The sequence below is a fragment of the Pseudoduganella flava genome (assembly GCF_007830495.1).
GTDB classification, from domain to species: domain Bacteria; phylum Pseudomonadota; class Gammaproteobacteria; order Burkholderiales; family Burkholderiaceae_D; genus Rugamonas; species Rugamonas flava.
Genome location: NZ_VLKW01000005.1, coordinates 331,483 through 350,517 on the forward strand (window position 1 = coordinate 331,483; position 19,035 = coordinate 350,517).

General features: G+C 65.6%; 14 protein-coding genes and 1 pseudogene. 9 read left to right on the forward strand and 6 right to left on the reverse strand.

Translation table 11 applies throughout. The features are described from left to right. The first annotated feature begins 106 nt into the window (after positions 1-106). Together IP92_RS15445 and IP92_RS15450 are read left to right on the forward strand one after the other, a co-directional pair. Positions 107-1,165 (forward strand): choice-of-anchor J family PEP-CTERM protein, encoded by a 1,059-nt coding sequence (locus IP92_RS15445; protein ID WP_145876411.1) that lies wholly within the window; start codon positions 107-109, stop codon positions 1,163-1,165. Next, the gene (locus tag IP92_RS15450; protein ID WP_145876413.1) at positions 1,152-2,591 is read left to right on the forward strand and encodes a PA domain-containing protein; all 1,440 of its coding nucleotides are present in this window, start codon (positions 1,152-1,154) and stop codon (positions 2,589-2,591) included. Before IP92_RS15445 ends, IP92_RS15450 begins: the two co-directional genes overlap by 14 nt. A 272-nt stretch (positions 2,592-2,863) precedes the next feature. Here IP92_RS15450 and IP92_RS15455 read toward each other — a convergent pair whose 3' ends face one another. Together IP92_RS15455 and IP92_RS15460 are read right to left on the reverse strand one after the other, a co-directional pair. Then, a complete protein-coding gene (locus tag IP92_RS15455; protein ID WP_199271878.1) occupies positions 2,864-3,259 on the reverse strand; it encodes a hypothetical protein in 396 nt (131 codons plus the stop codon). A 21-nt stretch (positions 3,260-3,280) separates the two neighbouring features. Then, entirely contained in the window at positions 3,281-4,495 is a 1,215-nt protein-coding gene (locus IP92_RS15460; RefSeq protein ID WP_145876417.1) for an MFS transporter, read from the reverse strand. A 141-nt stretch (positions 4,496-4,636) separates the two neighbouring features. On the opposite strand from IP92_RS15460, the pseudogene IP92_RS15465 reads away from it, so the two are divergent. Beyond that, positions 4,637-5,710 (forward strand): annotated as a pseudogene (locus tag IP92_RS15465) (DUF2345 domain-containing protein); the annotation flags it as partial. A 344-nt stretch (positions 5,711-6,054) separates the two neighbouring features. On the opposite strand, the gene IP92_RS15470 reads toward IP92_RS15465, so the two are convergent. The 3 genes from IP92_RS15470 to IP92_RS15480 all read right to left on the reverse strand — a co-directional run bounded on the left by IP92_RS15470 (position 6,055) and on the right by IP92_RS15480 (position 9,843). Beyond that, positions 6,055-7,020: a hypothetical protein gene (locus IP92_RS15470; protein WP_145876422.1), complete on the reverse strand. Its 966-nt coding sequence runs from the start codon at positions 7,018-7,020 to the stop codon at positions 6,055-6,057. 10 nt (positions 7,021-7,030) lie between these two features. Then, entirely contained in the window at positions 7,031-9,061 is a 2,031-nt protein-coding gene (locus IP92_RS30660) for a glycoside hydrolase family protein (protein WP_158206651.1), read from the reverse strand. A 209-nt stretch (positions 9,062-9,270) separates the two neighbouring features. Further along, entirely contained in the window at positions 9,271-9,843 is a 573-nt protein-coding gene (locus IP92_RS15480; protein WP_145876426.1) for a hypothetical protein, read from the reverse strand. A 170-nt stretch (positions 9,844-10,013) separates the two neighbouring features. Between IP92_RS15480 and IP92_RS15485 the strand changes: the two genes are divergently transcribed. The 5 genes from IP92_RS15485 (at position 10,014) to IP92_RS15505 (ending at position 17,048) form a co-directional block, all read left to right on the forward strand. Continuing rightward, on the forward strand, positions 10,014-12,863 hold the full coding sequence (locus tag IP92_RS15485; RefSeq protein WP_145876428.1) for a type VI secretion system Vgr family protein: 2,850 nt from the start codon (positions 10,014-10,016) through the stop codon (positions 12,861-12,863). Positions 12,864-12,865: 2 nt separating this feature from the next. Beyond that, on the forward strand, positions 12,866-13,717 hold the full coding sequence (locus IP92_RS15490; protein ID WP_158206653.1) for a DUF4123 domain-containing protein: 852 nt from the start codon (positions 12,866-12,868) through the stop codon (positions 13,715-13,717). Positions 13,718-13,907: 190 nt separating this feature from the next. Further along, positions 13,908-14,351, forward strand: coding sequence for a DUF3304 domain-containing protein (locus tag IP92_RS15495; RefSeq protein ID WP_158206654.1), 444 nt, complete (start codon positions 13,908-13,910; stop codon positions 14,349-14,351). Further along, entirely contained in the window at positions 14,329-16,374 is a 2,046-nt protein-coding gene (locus IP92_RS15500) for a T6SS phospholipase effector Tle1-like catalytic domain-containing protein (protein WP_145876434.1), read from the forward strand. Before IP92_RS15495 ends, IP92_RS15500 begins: the two co-directional genes overlap by 23 nt. A gap of 71 nt (positions 16,375-16,445) precedes the next feature. After that, positions 16,446-17,048 (forward strand): DUF3304 domain-containing protein, encoded by a 603-nt coding sequence (locus tag IP92_RS15505; RefSeq protein WP_158206655.1) that lies wholly within the window; start codon positions 16,446-16,448, stop codon positions 17,046-17,048. A 33-nt stretch (positions 17,049-17,081) separates the two neighbouring features. Here IP92_RS15505 and IP92_RS15510 read toward each other — a convergent pair whose 3' ends face one another. After that, positions 17,082-17,867, reverse strand: a complete 786-nt coding sequence (locus IP92_RS15510; protein ID WP_145876438.1) for an SDR family NAD(P)-dependent oxidoreductase — start codon at positions 17,865-17,867, stop codon at positions 17,082-17,084. Positions 17,868-18,055: 188 nt separating this feature from the next. Between IP92_RS15510 and IP92_RS15515 the strand changes: the two genes are divergently transcribed. Then, the gene (locus IP92_RS15515) at positions 18,056-18,934 is read left to right on the forward strand and encodes an ABC transporter substrate-binding protein (protein WP_145876439.1); all 879 of its coding nucleotides are present in this window, start codon (positions 18,056-18,058) and stop codon (positions 18,932-18,934) included. The last annotated feature ends 101 nt before the right edge of the window (positions 18,935-19,035 follow it).

A 19,035-nucleotide genomic window follows, 5' to 3' on the forward strand; every position in this document is an offset into this window, starting at 1 on the left:
ATTGTAAGCAGGTTGTGTGCATCTCGACAATTATTGGTCTTATACTCGTCTTGCAATTTGCAAAACATTTTGCACCTCTCTTCCACAAGTCAACGAAAGTGAATCAATGAAAACCTTCCTCACTCTCTTTGCATCGGCGGCGCTGACACTATCGGCGGCCGCGCATGCGGATACGCCGCCGACGTCCCTGATCGAAGGGTTCGACGACGTCGGCGCGCTGAGCGGCTGGACCCTGAACGGCAGCAGTGCCGAGTCGTGGTTCCAGGGGAACACGGGCATCTTCAACGCCTATGCCGGCGGTGCGGCGTCCTATATCGCGTCGAACTTCGATACCGCCGCGGCGAATGGCGCGATCGACAACTGGCTGATCACCCCGGAGTTCACGCTGAGCGGCACGACGCAGCTGACGTTCTACACGCGCGGCTCGAGTGCGGAAGGTTTCGGCGACACGCTGCACGTGGCATTCGGCACGGGCACGGCGCCGGCTGGCTTCAGCGACGTACTGCTGACGATCGGCGGCGGCACCGCCTACCCGGACGGCTGGACCCAGTACACGGCGACGGTCACCGGCACGGGCACGGGCCGCTTCGGCTTCCACTATACCGGCAGCTATGACACGTCGAACTACATCGGCATCGACAGCGTGGCGATCGCCGCCGTGCCGGAACCGTCGACCTGGCTGATGCTGGGCCTGGGCCTGGCCGGCGTCGGCTTCGCGGCACGCCGCAACCGCCGCGCCGCCGCGGGTGCCGGCCTGGCGCTGGCCGCGCTGGGCATGTCGTCCGGTGCGCTGGCAGCCGATACGGCGCAGGAAGTGACGCAGAGCAGCGCCGTCAAGGAGAGCGGCATGGTCGTCGTGCGCGACGCCGAATCCGGCCAGCTGCGCGCGCCGACACCGGCCGAATACCGCAAGCTGGTGCCGCAAGCCGCCGCGGCTCGCGAAGCCAATCTGGCGCGCGGCGTGTCGAAGGCTCCGCAAGTGGTCGTCAACAAGCATGGCGCCCGCTCTCTGAATGTAGAGCACAAGGCGGTCTACTCGGTGCTGACGCGTAACGCGGACGGCTCCGTCACCGAAGCTTGCGTCACCGGCGAAGACGCCGCCAACGCACTGATCGACAACCAGCGCACCGCGCAAGCCAAGGACAAGCACTATGAAGCGCAATAACATGCACGCCCGCGTAAAACAGATCGCCGCCGCTGTCGCCTTCGCGTTCGGCGCCGCCGGCGCGGCCCATGCCGCCACGCAGATCATCATCGTCAATGCCAACGCCCCGGGCGTGGGCTTCAACGACACGACCCCGGTCGAACCTGTCGGCGGCAATACCGGCACGACCCTGGGCGAACAGCGCCTGATCGCGTTCACGTACGCGGCCAACATCTGGGGCGCGAAGCTGGACAGCTCGGTGCCGATCCGCATCCAGGCCAGCTTCGAACCGCTGACCTGCACGGCGAACAGCGCCGTGCTGGGTTCGGCCGGCACGCTGGAAGTGTTCGGCGACTTCGCGAACGCGCCGAAAGCGGGCACCTGGTATCCGGGCGCGCTGGCCAACAAGCTGTCGGGCGTCGACCAGTCGCCTGACACGCCGGACATCCGCGCGCGCTTCAACTCGCGCCTGGGCCTGTTCCCGGACTGCCTGCCGAGTTCCAAGTTCTACCTGGGCCTGGACGGCAACCACGGCAGCTCGACGGACTTCGTCACCGTGCTGCTGCACGAGATGGGCCACGGCCTGGGCTTCCAGAGCTTCACCGACGAGGAGACGGGCGAATACCTGGCCGGCTCGCCGGCGATCTGGGACCACTTCATGACGGACAACCGCACCAACACGAAGTGGATCGACCTGTCCGAGGAAGAGCGCGTCGCCAACGCGGTGAGCGGCAACGGCCTGTCGTGGGACGGCCCGAACGTCAACGCCGCCGTGCCGGATGTGCTGGGTGCGAAAGGCGTCGTGACGATCTCCGGCCCGGCCGCGGGCGCGTCCGCCGGCGACAAGGCATTCGGCGAGGCGAGCTTCGGCCCGCGCATCATCGACGCCCCCCTGACCGGCCAGATCATGCCGGTGGTCGAAGACCGCGCCACGAACACGGGCCTGGCGTGCGCGCCGCTGTCGGCCGCCAACGCGAAGGCCGTGCAAGGCAATATCGCGCTGGTCGACCGCGGCACCTGCCCGTTCGTGCAGAAGGCACTGAACGTGCAAGCCGCTGGCGCGAAGGCGATGATCGTCGCCGACAACGCGCCTGGCGACCCGGCCGGCATGAGCGGCAGCGATCCGACCATCACGATTCCCGCCGTGCGCATCTCGCAGGCCGACGGCCTGGCCCTGAAGGCAGCGCTGGCCTACCGCAGCCGCACGGCTTCGGGCGTACTGGCAACGCTGGGCGCGGATCCGACCCAACTGGCCGGCACCGACAAGCAGAAGCGCATCCTGATGTACACGCCGACGACGTTCGAGCCGGGTTCGTCCGTTTCGCACTACACGACGGCCGCTTCGCCGAACCAGCTGATGGAGCCGGCGATCAACGGCGACCTGACGCACGAAGTCGAGCCGCCGAAGGACCTGACGCTGCCGCTGCTGAAAGACATCGGCTGGTAAGCCTTACCCTCTTCAGTTGTTTTGCATTGACAGGCCGGGCATTGCCCGGCCTTTTTTTCGTCCCTCAACAGTTGAGCTGGTCGCTAAACAACAGGGGACTGTCCCTCATTTTTGGAAATTTTGTTAGCTCCGCGACGACACCGGAAACAGTCCTGCCCCGATTCGCCGAAGATGTCCGACCTTAGCGGGTTTCTCGTGTTGCACGGCAAGAGTGAAGCAAAAAGTTTCCTGAAACGAGGGACAGTCCCCGTTTTTTGGAAAGATTGCAGCGTTTACTCCGCCTGGGGCAGCCGGGCCAGCGCCTGGCGCAGTACGCTGTGGGCCATCGCCACTTCGGGTGCGTCGTGCAGCAGCGCCAGGTAGCGCTTGCGGAAGTCTTCGTCGATCGGCGGGCGGGGACCGACGAGTTGTTCGAATGCGGTGCGCCACTCTCCGGCGGTGAACGTGTCGAACGGCTCGTCGTCGTCCAGGCGCTCGTCGAGTTCCGCCATCAGGCCGGACAGTTTCAGCAACCACGCGAAATGCGGGTGGTTCGTCACCAGCTGCAGGTGTTCCAGCACGCCGCCGACAGCGCCGAAATACTGCGTTTCGACGTCCAGCATCGCCTTGTGCAGCTTGCGCGCGCTGCTGGCCAGGTCGCGCAGCGCGGCGCGGGTCGGGTCGGTCACTTGTTTCTCCAGTCGTTCTCGTTACAGGGGGGCGTCCATGATAGCCGCTCGCCGCTTTGCCTGCAGGGCGGACAGGAAGCACAGCAACGACAGCACGGCGCAAACGAGGAACACCAGCAGCAGCATGCGCCCCGGCACGCCGGCACCCAGCAGCGCGGCGGTCAACAGCGGCCCGGCGGCACGCGCCAGCAGCGACGGCCCCGCCATCGCGCCGGCGATCGCGCCGTAGTGACGCCGCCCGAACATCTGCTGCGGCACGGTGCCGCGCACGATCGTCAGCACACCGTTGCTGGCGCCCAGCAGCACGCAGAACAGCCCGGCCGCCCACTGGTGTTCGGCCCACAGGCCGATGGCAAGCAGCCCCGCCGGCATCGCCGCGAAGGCCAGCCGGCCGATGTTGGCGGGTGGCGCGTCGCGGAACCAGACCCGCTCCGCGATCCGCCCGGCCACCTGGGCAGGGCCGATCAGCGCGGCCATCGTGACGGCCGCCGCGGCGCCGTGGCCGAAGTCCTTCAGCATTGGGATCAGGTGCACGGCCAGCGCCGAGAAGATCAGCGCGTTGACGGCGAACGCGCAAGCCAGCTTCCAGAACGCCGGATGACGCAGCGCCGTGCGCAGGTCGAGGTCCGCCACCGCGCCCACCGCGCCGGACTCGTTCGCGGGGGTCGCAGACCCGTGCGCACGACGCGGCAGGCACAGGTGCAGCGGCAGGCACACGAACAGGTGCAACGCTGCGTAGGCGACGCACGTGGCGCGCCAGCCGATCGCGCCGTCGAGCCGCATCGTCAGCGGCCAGAACACGGTGCTGGCGAAGCCGCCGAACAGCGTCAACGTCGAGATCAGTTGCCGCGCATCCCAGCCGAACTCGCGGTTGATCGTCGCGAACGCGGCTTCGTACAAGGTCAGCGCCATCGCGAAACCCAGGATGGTCCAGGCGACGAAATACACGGGTACCGACTGCGTGCCGGCCAGCAGCAGCATGCCGAAAGCACCCAGCAGCGAGCCCAGGCCCATCACCGCGCGGCCGCCATGGCGGTCCAGCAGCGCGCCAGCCGGCGTGGCCGCAAGCCCCGACAGGATCAGGCTCCACGAATATGCGCCGTAGACCAGCTCGTTGCGCCACCCGAGCTCGGCACCGAGTGCCGGCCCGAGGATCGTGATGCCGTAGTACAGGGAGCCCCACGACGCGATCTGCGTGAACGCTAGGATCGCCAGGGTGCGGTGTGCACTGCTCATTGACCGGTTCCGTTGCCAAACGTTTATGTGGCTGCTGGGCCGACGGGTGTCCAGCCCGCCTGAAACAGCTCAGCGGTGACGAATGGCGCTGCGCATGATATATTCCAAGCAACTTTGCTTCGGTCAAAAAATGCTCAGCCAGGGGCGTCAGCCGGCGCGGACGGCCACCGCAACGCGGCGGCCCAGTGGGGCCTGCGCAGCAAGGAGTTCGGTGGCCAGGGCTACAACCAGCTGCTGTTCGACGACACCGACGCGCAAGGCCGCGTACAGCTGCGCAGCACCCACGCGCAATCGGAGCTGACCTTGGGCCACCTGATCCACACGGCGGACAACTACCGCGGCAGCCTGCGCGGCCAGGGCGGCGAGCTGCGCACGGATGCCTACGGCGCCGTACGCGCCGGCGCCGGCCTGCTGGTCTCCAGCTACAAGATGCAGCACAGTGCCGATGCGCGCGACCCGGCCGGCGACAACGCCGCCGGCATCGCGCTGCTCAAGCAAGCCGTCAAACTGGGCGAGACGTTCAGCGAGGCAGCCGGCACGCACGGCACCGTCACGCTGGCGACCCACGCGGGCGCGAAGCAGGCCAACAGCAGCGTCCTCGATGACGGCGCCGCGCCGCTGGAAGCGATGTTGAAGGCCGTGTCGGGCATGGTCGACGGCAAGGAGGTGGGCGCCGCGCGCGGCGACGCCGCCGGCAAATCCACCAAGCCGGCCGACGGCAAGATCCCGCACGCTACCGACCCCGTCGTGGCGATCAGCGCCAAGGCGGGCCTCGCGGTGACGGCCGGCCAGGCGCTGCAGCTGGCGAACGGCGAGGCTGTTGCGCTGATGAGCGGTGCCGACACGCAGATCGTGTCCGGCGCGCAGATGCGCGTGCATGCAGGCCAGGCGATTGGCGTGCTGGCAGGCGCCGTCGCCGCGGGCGCCGACGGCGTCGGCCTGCAGGCGATCGCCGCGAAGGATGCGATCGACGTGCAGGCGCAGTCGGACACGCTGGCGATCCAGGCCCGCGACGACGTCAAGGTGGTCAGCGCCGCGTCGTTCGCCGAGTGGGCGGCGAAGAAAAGCATCTCGCTGTGGACGGCCGGCGGCGCCAACATCACGATCGACGGCGGCAACATCACCGTGCAGTGCCCGGGCAAGATCACGATCCATGCGGGCAAGAAGAGCTTCAAAGGGCCGGAGCGCAAGGAAGTCAGCATGCCGTATCTGCCGGTGCCGAACCTGCCGGCTGCTTTCAGCCAGCGGCTCGACGTGCACGACCTGTTCGTCCAGCACGATTTCGGCGCCGTGTCGTATGCCGCGAAGGTGGGCGACCAGCGCGTCAAGCGGGGTACGCTGGACGAGCATGGCCGCTCGGCGCAGATCTATGCCGAACAAGGCGAGAAGATGGAAATCCTCACCGGCCGCTCACTGGATGAATGGGATCTGATCGTCGACTACGACGATCTGGAGCAGAACAGCGGCGGCAGCGCCGCGTGAGGTGATGTGAAATGGAGCGGTCCCGGCAGGGGACCGAAGGCAGGCAGGCGTCGCGCGACGCCTGCCTTGTCACGCAGTCACGGCAGCTTCTTGAACTTGCCACTCTCCAGCAGCTGATACTGCTTCTTGCCATCCGCGTCGACGCAGTTGTAGGCAGTGTCGATCGTGCAGCCTTCGTTGAGCTGGTCCGTCACCTTGCCGTCCTTGATGGCCAGGAAGACGCCGGACATCACATCGCGCTTCTCGTTGCCGCCCTCCAGGTCGTCCACGCGCACCAGCAGCACGTCCTTCAGCGGCGGCAGCACGGCAAACGTCGGGTGCAGCTTGCTCGCGAACGGCGGCGCGTAGTCTGCCGCGTGGCTTCCGCCACCCTTCTTGTAGTCGTGATTGCCAATGAGCTTGGCCAACGCATCGGCATCCTTCGCGTTGGCGACATACGGATAGTAGACCGGTGCGCACTTGGCGGTTGCCTGGGGCACGCCTTTCACCAGCGGCACCAGGTCCAGGCACAAGCCCGTGTAGGCCGGCACCGAGAACGGCAGCTGGCTCAGCTTGCGGCCGCCCAACGGGAGCTTCGGATCGACGGCAGCCGCCGTGCCGCCGTCGCTGCGCACATAGCTGTAGAAGCCGGAGCCGGCAACCGGCACCAGCAGCTTGTCGCCGCTGACGAGGAATTCGCGCTGCATGCCGTTGCAATCGCTGTCGACGTCCGCTTCGTAGTAGTCCTTGCTGCCGGTGATCGAGAAACCGAAGTTCTTGCCCAGGTATTTTTCCAGCTTCGGTTCGTCGACGCCTTCCTTCAGCAGCCCCTGGAACGGCTCGGAATAGGCGTAGCGGGCCTTGTCCAGTTTGACCAGACACGATGGCGAGAACGCCGCTTGCTGGTTGACGATCTGCAGTACCGGCGATTTCGGTGCCGGGATCTTCGTCTGGCCGTGGTAATCCGCGCTCTTCTCGAAGCGCCACGTGCCCGACAGCTCGGCGGCGCCGGCATGCTGTGCCAGCGCGGCGGCCGCGAAGGCGAACGGAATGAGCTTGCGCATGGGTGTTCCTTTAGTGCGTTGAATCATAGATCTTATTCCTGAACATTTTCATCTCGGCCTGGCGGCGCTTGACGAGACCACCCTGGCCGCCGTTCGTGATGTCCGCGAACTCGTCGCAGCAGCCGTTGTAATCCTTCGTGTTCAGCTTGGACATCAGCTTCGGGAACTTGCTGATGCCGCCGCAGTTGAACGCGAGGCTCATCACCGCGTCGAACTCGTGCTGGTACATCGGCACCTGGATCGCCAGCTTGGCCTTGTCGGTGATGCGCTTGATATCCTTCTTGAGGATCTTTTCCGCTTCGTCCTTCGTCACCCCGTCCTTGTACAGCTCGTATTCTGCATCCTTGGCAGCTTTCATGCTCGCACAAGTCTTCTTCGCCAGCAGGTGGCCGAAGCCGACGGTGCAATAGCCTTCCGAGTCGTCATATGGCTTCTCGCCATACTTTTCCCAGCCCTTGATGAACTCGATGCCTTCGGCCGACAGCTTCAGCGAGTCGATCGGCAGGCGATCCGTCTTTTCCTCGGCCTTCGGCGCAGCCGGCGGAATGCCGGCGCAGTTGACGAGCTTCAGGCGGTTTTCCTGCTTGGCGAGCTCCATCAGCGGCAAGCCGTCCACCGCGCCCTGCGATGTCGCGTAGTAGCGGTCGGCTTTCAGCGCAGGGTGGAATTCGCGCACGTCCATGTGCACCCAGCTCTTGGCGCCCTGCTTCGCCGTTTCCAGCGACACCTTGTTCTTGTTCGGCCACGACAGCTGGGCGCCCATCCGCGCGACGAAGACCTTGGCGCGCAGCGTATCGACGTCCGCGCCGGCGCAGCGGACCTTGCCGCCGTTGCGGGTGAACTGCAGGTCGAGCGCATTGCCCATGTGGTTCGTCGACGTGCGGCTGTGTTGCTTGTTGTTGTACCAGCAGCGGTAGCCGGACGACACGGCCAGGAACTTGTAGCCCAGCGCCTTCTCCTTGACCGACGTGTAGAACAGCGCGGCGCGCATCGCCCACAGCAGCGCACGATGCATGCCGGGGAATTCCGTACCGGCGTGCCAGCCCTTGCCGTTCTTGATCCCGGCCTTCTCGGAGGTCGTGTAGCCATTGCCGAAGCCCTTGCACTTGCCGCAGGGGCAGGCCATGCCCGCCATGCTGACGGGATACTTGGTGCGGAACTCGTCGAGCGCGATCAGCACGGCACCGCATACCTTGCCGGTGCCGGCGACGCCCATGTAATCCTCCTGGAAGCGCTTGACGGCCGCCTCGGTCTTCGCGGTGAACTCGGCGAACGGCTTGTCGGCGGTGGCGGTGCCGCCGAAGCCCGTCAGGCGGATGTTGATCTCCTCGATCAGCGGCCCCTTGTCGCCCAGCTTGATGCAGCCGCTCTGGTCGCACACGAGCGGAATCGTCGTCTTCGGCGTGCCGTTCTCGCCGCGCCCCGGCTCGGGCTTGGCGGGCACCGGCTGGCCGGCACCCGCCGGTGGCGTCGCTTCCGGTTTCTGTTCCGGAATCGGCGGCGATGGCGGCGGCGGCGCGGGTTGCGGCTCGACCGGGCCGTCATCATGCGGCACGGGGGCCGGCGGCGGTGGCGCCGGTGGGGGCGGCGGTGGCGGCGGTGGCGGGCCGTCCGGCGCATCGGGCGCCGCGCCATCCTTGCGCAGCGGCAGCTTCAGCACCTGGTCCGGATGGATCATGTCGGTAGGCTTGATGCCGTTCAGGCGCGCGAGCTCCTGCACCGACGTGCCGTTGTCGCGCGCGATGCGCCAAAGGTTGTCCTTCGGCTTGACCTTGTACGTGCGCCGCTGGTATTCCCCAGCGTTCCCCTTGGCCTCCTGCAGCGGCACTTCCTGCTTGACCTTGCCGCTCAGCAGCTTGACGGAGAACTGGTCCGCCCACGGCACCAGGGTCTTGACCTTCTTCATCTCGTCGGTGCCGAAGCGCTCCACGTGCAAGCTCAGCTCGGTGCCGATCTTCGCGACGAATTTCTCGATATTGCCCTTGGCGTCGGTGACGCCCTTGGCGACGATACGGCCCTGGTCCAGGACCAAATATTTCAAACCGGCGATGCTGTTCCCGAGCGGGTCCAGCAGCTGCAATTTGACATGACTCTGATCGTCCGATCCGGGTTTCTGGGCACCTGGCATTCCACTGCTTTCCGTTGGTTGCGCACGCACGCCGGGCTGCTCGCACCGGCGCGACGATTATCATTGAAGCAATATTATATCTGAAAGAATTCCCGCAGGCATCACTGAACTGTGCGCGAACATCACCCGGCGTCCGCCCGCTCCGTGCCGAACTCCGCCACCGGCCACAGCACATACCCCGCCTCGGCCAGCTCGCCCAACAACCCTTTGCAGCCGCGCTCGCGCGTGTCGACGTCGGCGATGACGAAATGCGTCAACCCGTCGTCCATCCTCGCGAACTCGCCCAGCCAGGCCGCGCTGCGCGCGCATTGCGGGTCGGCGGCCGCGGGCGCGCTGGCGGCGCGCAGCAAGGCGGCGCGGTCCGTTGCCAGGCACGACGGGAACGGCGTGCCGCTCGCGGGATCGACGTCCACGGCGTGGATCTGCGCGACGCCGCACAGGCCGCCATGCGCCGCACTGGCGACCGGCACCTCGTGATGCAGCACGTGCGACAGGGCGAAGGCCGGCATCACGATGCGGTCGAAGTAGCCGTCGTCGTCGTCCGCTCCTGCGGCCAGGATGTAGATGCGCACGTTCGGATCGGACGGCTTGACGGCTTCCCACAGCCGCGGCGCGGCGGTGCCGGCGATGGCGGCGCCGCTGGCGGCAAGCGTCAGCGCGCAGGCGGCGCGGCGGAGGAGCGTCGTGAAGGTCAAGGCGGTGGCGGCGGCTGTGGATGAATGCGCCTGATTATAGGGCAATCATGCCTGCTGAAAATACGCGCAATGTCACAGCGCGCCGCGCAGTTTTTTCCATCCGCAGAGCTCGTTGACCGGCCAAGCGGGCAGCGTTTATATTCGTATTAACTTTTTGCGGGTCACACGCCATGTCGTCGGAATTGCTCACCCGGATCACCACCGCCCTCGCCCAGTTCTCGTCCGAGACCCGCCTGTACGAGCTCAAGCTGGAAAGCCCGGCCGACGCCGACCTGCTCGTCGAAGCCTTCGCCGCCGATGACACCGTGCACGGCATCGGCACGCGCGACGTCATCGCGCTGTCGACCAGCGCGCACCTGGACACGGCCGCGCTGCTGGGCACCCGCGCCACGCTGGAAGCCAGCCTGGCCGACGGCAGCCGCGCCCAATACGGCGGCGAGATCACCCAGGCCGCGATGCTGGGCAGCGAAGGCGGCTTCGCCCGCTACCGCCTGCGCCTGACGCCCTGGCTGTGGCGCCTGACACAAGCGCGCGCGAGCCGCGTCTGGCAGGACAAGAGCGTCATCGAGATCGTCGACGACGTGCTGGGCGGCTATTCTCCGCTGGCGCAATGGCGCTGGAGCGATGAAGTCGACGCGCACCTCGCGGCGGTATCGATCCGCAGCTACTGCTGCCAATACCGCGAGTCGGACTACGATTTCGTGCGCCGCCTGCTGACCGAAGAAGGCCTCGCGTGGCGCTTCGAACACGCCGATGGCGAGGAGCGCATGGTGCTGTTCGCGGACAGCACGCGCGAGGAGGCCATCGCCGAAGACCCGATCAGCGCCGCCGATGGCGGCATCCGCTTCCACGGCGCCCGCGCCCGCGAACAGCAGGACGCGATCCAGGCGCTGCAGTCCCGGCACGGCCTGACGGCAACGACGGCCACCCTCCTTTCCTACGACTACAAGGCCAAGAAGGCGGTCGCCGCCAGCGTGCCGGCACGCACCCGCGCCGCCAAGCTGCCCGCGCTGGAAGACTATGAAGTACCGGGCCAGTACGGCTACGCGAACGCGGACGAAGCCGAGCATTACGCCCGCCTGCGGATGGAATCGCGCGAAGCGGGCGTCCTGCAATGGCATGGCCGCTCCACCGTCCGCACCTTGCGCGCCGGCACGCGCGTGGCGGTCACCCAGGGCCCGTTGGCACTGGCGGACGACGGCACGCCGCCTGCGTTCACCGTGCTGCACGTGACCAGCGTCGGCGTCAACAACCTGCCGGCACCGGCCGTGCTCGGGCTGGCCGAGCTGTTCGGCCCGATCCCCGAGCTGCTCGAAGAAGCGCTGCGCGAACGCGACGCGGCATCGGGCGACCTGCCCCTCGTACTCGAACAAGCCCGCGCGACCGGCTATGGCAACACCTTCCAGGCGATCGCCGTTGATGTGGTCTGGCGCCCCGCCCTGCCCCACGGCCGCACGAAGCCGACGGCGCTCGGCACGCAAAGCGCGATCGTGATCGGTGCCGACGGCGCCGACCAGCCGTCCGGCGCCGACGAACTGTATTGCGACGCGCTGGGCCGCGTGCGCATCCGCTTCCACTGGCAGGAACAGGGCGACGCATCGTGCTGGGTGCGCGTGGCGCAGCGCGCCGCCGGCGGCGGCATGGGCAGCCAGTTCCTGCCCCGCATCGGCCAGGAAGTGCTGGTGCAATTCATCGAGAACGACATCGACCGTCCGCTGATCGTCGGCGCGCTGTACAACGGCCAGGGCGAAGGCGGCGTCGCCCCGACACCGGGCGGCGCGGCCGCCGCGAACGACGACGCCAGCTTGTTCGGCCACGCGGCAGATCGCGCGCCGTCCGCGCAGGGCAATCTGGCCGCCGGCAACAGCCCCGTGTGGCACGGGGCGTCAGCCGGCGCGGACGGCCACCGCAACGCGGCGGCCCAGTGGGGCCTGCGCAGCAAGGAGTTCGGCGGCCAGGGCTACAACCAGCTGCTGTTCGACGACACCGACGCGCAAGGCCGCGTACAGCTGCGCAGCACCCACGCGCAATCGGAACTGACCTTGGGCCACCTGATCCACACGGCGGACAACTACCGCGGCAGCCTGCGCGGCCAGGGCGGCGAACTGCGCACGGATGCCTACGGCGCCGTACGCGCCGGCGCCGGCCTGCTCGTCTCCAGCTACAAGATGCAGCACAGCGCCGATGCGCGCGACCCGGCCGGCGACAACGCCGCCGGCATCGCGCTGCTCAAGCAAGCCGTCAAACTGGGCGAGACGTTCAGCGAGGCAGCCGGCACGCACGGCACCGTCACGCTGGCGACCCACACGGGCGCGAAGCAGGCCAACAGCAGCGTCCTCGATGACGGCGCCGCGCCGCTGGAAGCGATGTTGAAGGCCGTGTCGGGCATGGTCGACGGCAAGGAGGTGGGCGCCGCGCGCGGCGACGCCGCCGGCAAATCCACCAAGCCGGCCGACGGCAAGATCCCGCACGCCACCGACCCCGTCGTGGCGATCAGCGCCAAGGCGGGCCTCGCGGTGACCGCGGGCCAGGCGCTGCAGCTGGCGAACGGCGAAGCGGTCGCGCTGATGAGCGGTGCCGACACGCAGGTCGTGTCCGGCGCGCAGATGCGCGTGCATGCAGGCCAGGCGATCGGCGTGCTGGCAGGCGCCGTCGCCGCGGGCGCCGAGGGAGTCGGCCTGCAGGCGATCGCCGCGAAGGATGCGATCGACGTGCAGGCGCAGTCGGACACGCTGGCGATCCAGGCCCGCGACGACGTCAAAGTGGTCAGCGCCGCATCGTTCGCCGAGTGGGCGGCGAAGAAAAGCATCTCGCTGTCGACGGCCGGCGGCGCCAACATCACGATCGATGGTGGCAACATCACCGTGCAGTGCCCGGGCAAGCTCACTATCCGTGCGGGCACGAAGAGCTTCAAGGGGCCGGACAGGATGCAGTACCCGCTGCCGTTGCTTCCACAGGCCATCTGCGTCGAATGCCTGATGAAGGCACGTGCGTCGGGCGCTCCGTTTGCGATGAGGTGACGATGGAACCCTATTTCGACCTGGTGGGCTTCGCCGCGGTTGCCACATCTGACTTTCCCGGCAGCGAAGTGTACGGCCTTGCCGACCATGGCGGCATGCCGGGCCTCGACAAGCAACTTGCACGTGCCGGCATCGCCTGGCGCACTCTCTTCGAGGGCTCGCACGAGGAAGGCGCGGCGGCCGTGGCACCCCTGCTGTTTTCGCTATCCGAAGCCTGGGCCGACGGGCATCGCCGGCTGCTCGAATGGGTTGCGGAACATGGCACCTATACATCGTCGCTGCTGCTGCTCGCGACACCGCTGCCCATCGACGAAGTGGCGGCACGGCTCGCATGCCGACTCGATGCGATGCTGTCCGAGGAGATGAACGTACTGCTGCGTTTTTTCGATCCGCGCGTCTTCGAGGCGCTGCTGGGCGTTCTGGACGCACAGCGGAAGGAGGCATTCCTCGGCGTCGCCGACGGCTGGTGGTACTTCGATCGGCGGGGAGCACTCGTAGCGCAGCCCTCGCGCTGTGCCGCGTGCGACGAACACACTGTGCCATTACGGCTGACCGCCACGCAGGAATTCGCTTTGCTCGCCGCAAGCGAACCGGATCAGGTGGCCGAACAGTTGGCCGCGCTCGTTCCGGAACCGTGGCGCAAGGTGTCGCTTCCGCAGCGCGCCGATTTCCTGGAGCGGCACATCGCAGATGCACGGCGGATAGGCTTGACTTCCACGCGTGACCTTACGCTCTACTGCGGCATTGCGCTGCTCGAAGGCGAAGACTTTTGCGCCACTGCGAAGTGGCGCCCGCTGCTGGGCGCGGTACAGCGAGGCGAGATGGATTTCAGCAGTGCGCTAGCCCAATCATGATCACTGAACAGACTTAGCAATGGACGACACACGGATGGGAACGATAGCAGGGCTTAGGAAACCTCACGCACGAACGCGGGCTGCAACTACGATAACGCTTATGGTCGCGTTGGCCGTACCCTCGCTATCGAGCTGTACGCCGCACGATGCCGGCGGTGATCCTAGCCCGCCCGTGGCAGGTGAGCCTGTAATGCTGGCGATCACGGGCTACAACTACACGAACAGGTCAATCGGGTCGTTCAGCGTCAACGGCCAAGGCGGAGGCAATATATTTGTCAGTACTCCGACCAGCGGTGGCGGGGGAAGAGCGTGCTGCGTTCTCTACGAACCTGGCAGCCCAGTGCCCAAGGTGACGGTCCGTTGGCAGACAGGCGGCTGCTATTACCATAAAAAAGTTGAGTACTCCGGTCAGGTCTATGACGCTTTGTACCCTTTCTTCGAGGAGCGGGAGGTAGCCGTCGCCGGTCCGATCCCCTCTCATCCGGAAGTACTCGAAGTGCATTTCTACCCGGGAGGAGAGGTGCAGGCGGCGATCACCGCCGAGGCTTCGGACCCACGACTGCATTTGGATTCTACGAGGGAAGACAAGTCCCGATATCCGAGGTGCCCAAATGACCAGAAACCAGCAGAATGATCAGGTCGGCGATGGTAAGTCGCCTCCGATCGGCCCATCGCCGGAGGGTCTGCGCGACGGTGTGGATCAGGCGTGCCGGATGCCTGCGGAGAAAGCTGGCACTTTCAAGGCGCTCCCTGGACTACGGACGTTGCAACTTGCCGCCCACTCTGCGCCCAAGGAACCCAGCCCCGGGAGTTGCTTGCAGCGTCTTTGGCTGAGTTTTTTCTTCGATGGAACCGGCAACAACCTGGACGCGGACGCGGGAACCCTCAAGCACAGCAACGTCGCGCGGTTGTACAACGCCCACGCGCCTGAAGATAAAACGAGAGGCATTTATCGCATCTACATCCCGGGTGTCGGAACCTATTTCAAAGAAGTTGGCGACGATGGCGGAGGCAAATTGGGGCTGGTCATGGGAAGGATGGGTGATCGACGGCTCGACTGGGCACTGAGTCAATTCGACAAGTTGCTGAAGCCGCATCTTGCACGTGCGAACTCGCCAAGCAATCGCATCGTTGAAGTGAACATCGCGGCATTTGGATTCAGCCGTGGCGCCGCACTGGCGCGCGCATTCGTCAATCGGGTGATCAGCCAACGGGCGGACGTCGGCGACGAAGGGTGGCGCCTTCGCGCTGGGGGTGCGCCATTGCACGTTCGCTTCATGGGGCTTTTCGACACCGTTGCTTCGGTGGGCATGGGCCTGAGCAGCAATACAACCGACCCTGGCGCGGCGTACTTTGGTGGGGGAAAATGGTCAATGCAGGTGAGGCTGAATGCTCCGAAATATAAGGACACACTGCCATCCGAATTGGCGTTTGCGCCCGAAGGAAAATCTGGGGCCGATCCCGCGCCAGGCTACGCGGATGGACACCAGGCCTGGGGAGGTGAACTCGCAATCCCACGTGCGGTGGAGGAAGTGCAACATTTCGTCGCCGCGCACGAGTTCAGGAATTCGTTCCCCCTCGACAGTGTGTGGGTGGCAGCCGATGGCCATATTGACGTGGTGGACCACTTTCACGAGGTTGTTTATCCGGGCGCCCATTCGGACGTCGGCGGCGGGTACCGTCCCGGAGAAGGCGGCAGATCTCCGGACGCGCTCGAGAAGCTGAGTCAGATTCCGTTAAATTGCATGTACGAGGCAGCTCTCGCACGAGGGGTTCCGCTTCTGCCGAAAACTGCCTGGATGGAGGCCAACGCACTTGATTTTGACGTGGGCACCGCATTACACGAGCATTTCAACTATTACTTATCAAAGCTGCCCTCGACAACATCACTCGGCGACAGCATCAACTCCCAGATGCGCCTTTACTACGCCTGGCGCTTTGCTTCGATTCGCCGGAAAGCGGCGGGGGACCGATCGGAAGCACAGCGGGTCAGCCAGGCGCGCCAGCAGTACAGTGCGGAGGCGAAGGCCTTGAAAGCACAGCTTGAACAGCTGGAAAAGGCCGACAGCGAAGCCGAGCGTGCCCATAGCCTTGCGATCGCACGGAGGCAAGCGTATATCCAGAGCCAATACGGCAATCCAAGGCTGGACCTCCGGGAATACGATGCGTCGATCAAGCTCGCGGAGGCGCGCCGCGCCGCCACGCGGAATCGGTACTTGAGTGAGAAGGCAAAAGCAGACGCTCTGCCGGATATGTCGACCTTGCACGAAGCGATCTCGATGTATGACCGGCAGTTGTTGGAGGACGTCAAGGCGATACGCCGTGTGTACGCAGAGACGGGATGGCTCGGCGGTGCGCCAAGGACGGAATTGCGCAAGGAACTCCGTCCTCACTACAGGGCCTTGATGGATGCGTACGAGGACGAATACATCCACAACCGCGGGCTGAAGGACGAGAAGATTTTTGCGTTCTTCGAACATTATGTACACGACTCTTTGAGTGGCTTCGCGACGGATGCAACACTCCCGTCTGATCCTCGCGTTATTTATCTCGGCGGTGACGAGAAGTACCGCTATGCGCGCAGGGAAGCAGTGCCGGAAACCCATGAGCGTCAGTATGCGAGTGTCAGGCGCGATGCGCTCGTAGAGGATGCATGACGAGCCGGCCCCGCATACCGTATCGACGCTCGATGCACCCGATAATAAAACCAAGACCATCGGTGTTTTACATGAACGTTCAACGCCGTCGCCACCAGCGGCTCCCCACAGACGGGCAATCCAGACTGGCGGCCGTCATTGTGGCGCTGGGACTTGCTTTCCCGGCATTGGTCGGGTGCACCCCGCAACAGCATCATACGCAGGCCAGGGAGGCGCGAAGGAAACCGGTCATGCTGGCGATCTCGGGCTACAACTACACGAACCGCCACATCGGATCGTTCAGCGTTAACGGCCAAGGCGGCGGCAATATTTTCGTCAGCACCCCAACGAGCGGTGGTGGCGGCAGCACATGCTGCGTTTCATACGTACCTGGAAAACAGGTCCGCAAGGTGACTGTGCGCTGGGAGGCCGACGCATGCTACTACCACGTGAAATCAACGATGTCGAACGAGGTCTACGACGACTTGCATCCGATCTTCAAGGAGCGCGAGGTCGTCATTGACGAAGACATACCACAAGAGCCCCAGAATTTCGAAGTGCATTTTTATCCCGACGGCTCGATCCGCGCAGCGATCACGTCTGAAATTGCGTTACCCCGCCTGCAGCTCCCCGCTGAGCGAGAGGATAAATCCCGCTACCCAAGGTGTCCGAACGACCGCAAGCCCGACGCATGAACGAGCCGGCGGCCCCAGGTAGCGGCCCGTTAATCAGATCGTATCCGCCGTCCCCCCATCCACCCGCAACGCCGCTCCCGTCGTCGCCGACGCCTGCGGCGAGCACACGTAGACGACCATATTGGCCACCTCCTCCGGCGTTGCCACCCGTTGCAGGATCGAGCTCGCGCGGTGTTCGCGCACGAACGCGTTGGCTTTTTCCAGCGCACTTGCCGCGCTCTCGCCCGGCGCCACCATGTGCTGCACGCCCTCGGACAACGTCGGCCCCGGCAGCACCGAGTTCACCGTGATGCCCGTGCCGGCCAGGCTTTTCGCCAGGCCGCGCGCGATCGCCACGTTCGCTGTCTTCGTGAAGCCGTAGTGGATCATGTCGGCCGGGATGTTGATCGCCGATTCGGACGAGATGAACACGATCCGGCCCCAGTTCTTGCGGCGCATGCCGGGCAGCCACGCGCGGCTGGCGCGCACGCCGGACATCACGTTCACTTCGAAGAAGCGGGTCCATTCCTCGTCCGGGATCTCGTCGAACGGCTGCGGGCCGAAGATGCCCAGGTTGTTGACGAGGATGTCGCATTCCGGTTCCAGTTGCGCCAGTTGCGCGAAGCCCGCCGCGTTGCCCAGGTCGACGGCGTGGCCGCGCACGGTAGCCCCCAGCGCGTCGGTGCGCAGGCGGGCCAACGCCGCATCCACATCCTGCTGCTGGCGGCCCGTGACGACGACGGCGGCGCCGGCGCGGGCCAGGCCGGCGGCGATCGCGAAGCCGATGCCGCGTGTGGAGCCCGTGACGATGGCGGTTTTTCCGGTCAGATCGATATGCATGGTCCCTCCTTGGCAAAAAGACCACTATAGCGTGGCTGTCCCATTCGTGCAGGCGGCAAAAAAACTGTCCAAACCCACGGGCCGGGGATACACTAGTGCAATATTTTTGCGTCACTCCTTACTTGATCCGCATTTTTTCCGACCTTCCGCGGCGCACGTTCACGCTGGTTCTGCTGGCGGGTGCGGTCATGGGCAATTGCGCCTGGGCGTCCGTCGGTGCCGGGCCGGATACGCTGGCCGTGGTGTTCCCCGATATCGGCGAGCCCTACCGCAAGGTGTTCACTGAAATCATCGACGGCGTCGAGCAGCAGGCGCGCGGCAAGGTGCGCAGCGTGGCCGTCGGGCCCGCGCAGGACGCGGCTGAACTGCAGACGACGCTGCGCCGCACCGGCGTGCGCACGGTCATCGCGCTGGGGCGCCAGGGCCTGAAGACGGCCGGCGCCTTCGATGCGTTGGGGGTCGTCGTCGGCGGCATCAGCGCGCTGCCCGAGCAGGAGCGCTTCAGGGGCATCAGCCTGATGCCGGACCCGGCGCTACTGTTCACGTGGCTGAAGACGCTGGTGCCGGGCGTGAAACGCGTCATCGTCGTGTACAGTCCACAACAAAGCGCCGGCGCCGTACGCCTGGCGCGCGACGCGGCGCGGGCCCAGGGCCTGGAACTTGTTGCGCTCGAGGCGCAGGACCTGGCCGCCGCCGTGCGCCGCTACGAAACGGCATTTGCCGGCATCGACGGCAAGCGCGACGCCGTGTGGCTGCCGCAGGACGCCGTCACCGCCGACGATGCCACCGTGCTGCCCCTGGTGCTGCGCGAGTCGTGGAATCGCAACGTCGCGCTGTTTTCCAGCAGCATCCTGCACGTGAAAAAAGGCGTGCTGTTCGCGCTCTACCCCGACAACGCGGCGCTCGGCCGCGAGCTGGCCGCGCTGGCCCAGGCGCCGGATGCCACAGCGAAGATTGGCCTGCAGCCGCTACGGGCCGTCAAGGTGGCGTTCAATACCCGGACGGCCGGGCACATTGGCCTTACTGTTAATATGGAGCAACACTCTTTCGATGCAATCTTCCCATAGCCGCCGTTTCTGATGCTTTTAGTAAATTTATTTCTTATTGGCTAAAGCATTGCGAATATACTATAGGGTGCCGGCAAGCGACGTCTGCTTGCGTTGAAAGA

Coding starts and splice junctions, on each gene's coding strand:
- IP92_RS15445 (WP_145876411.1), top strand. CDS start 107: ATGAAAACCTTCCTCACTCTCTTTGCATCGGCGGCGCTGACACTATCG.
- IP92_RS15450 (WP_145876413.1), top strand. CDS start 1,152: ATGAAGCGCAATAACATGCACGCCCGCGTAAAACAGATCGCCGCCGCT.
- IP92_RS15460 (WP_145876417.1), bottom strand. CDS start 4,495: ATGAGCAGTGCACACCGCACCCTGGCGATCCTAGCGTTCACGCAGATC.
- IP92_RS15470 (WP_145876422.1), bottom strand. CDS start 7,020: ATGCGCAAGCTCATTCCGTTCGCCTTCGCGGCCGCCGCGCTGGCACAG.
- IP92_RS15485 (WP_145876428.1), top strand. CDS start 10,014: ATGTCGTCGGAATTGCTCACCCGGATCACCACCGCCCTCGCCCAGTTC.
- IP92_RS15490 (WP_158206653.1), top strand. CDS start 12,866: ATGGAACCCTATTTCGACCTGGTGGGCTTCGCCGCGGTTGCCACATCT.
- IP92_RS15495 (WP_158206654.1), top strand. CDS start 13,908: ATGCTGGCGATCACGGGCTACAACTACACGAACAGGTCAATCGGGTCG.
- IP92_RS15500 (WP_145876434.1), top strand. CDS start 14,329: ATGACCAGAAACCAGCAGAATGATCAGGTCGGCGATGGTAAGTCGCCT.
- IP92_RS15505 (WP_158206655.1), top strand. CDS start 16,446: ATGAACGTTCAACGCCGTCGCCACCAGCGGCTCCCCACAGACGGGCAA.
- IP92_RS15510 (WP_145876438.1), bottom strand. CDS start 17,867: ATGCATATCGATCTGACCGGAAAAACCGCCATCGTCACGGGCTCCACA.
- IP92_RS15515 (WP_145876439.1), top strand. CDS start 18,056: ATGGGCAATTGCGCCTGGGCGTCCGTCGGTGCCGGGCCGGATACGCTG.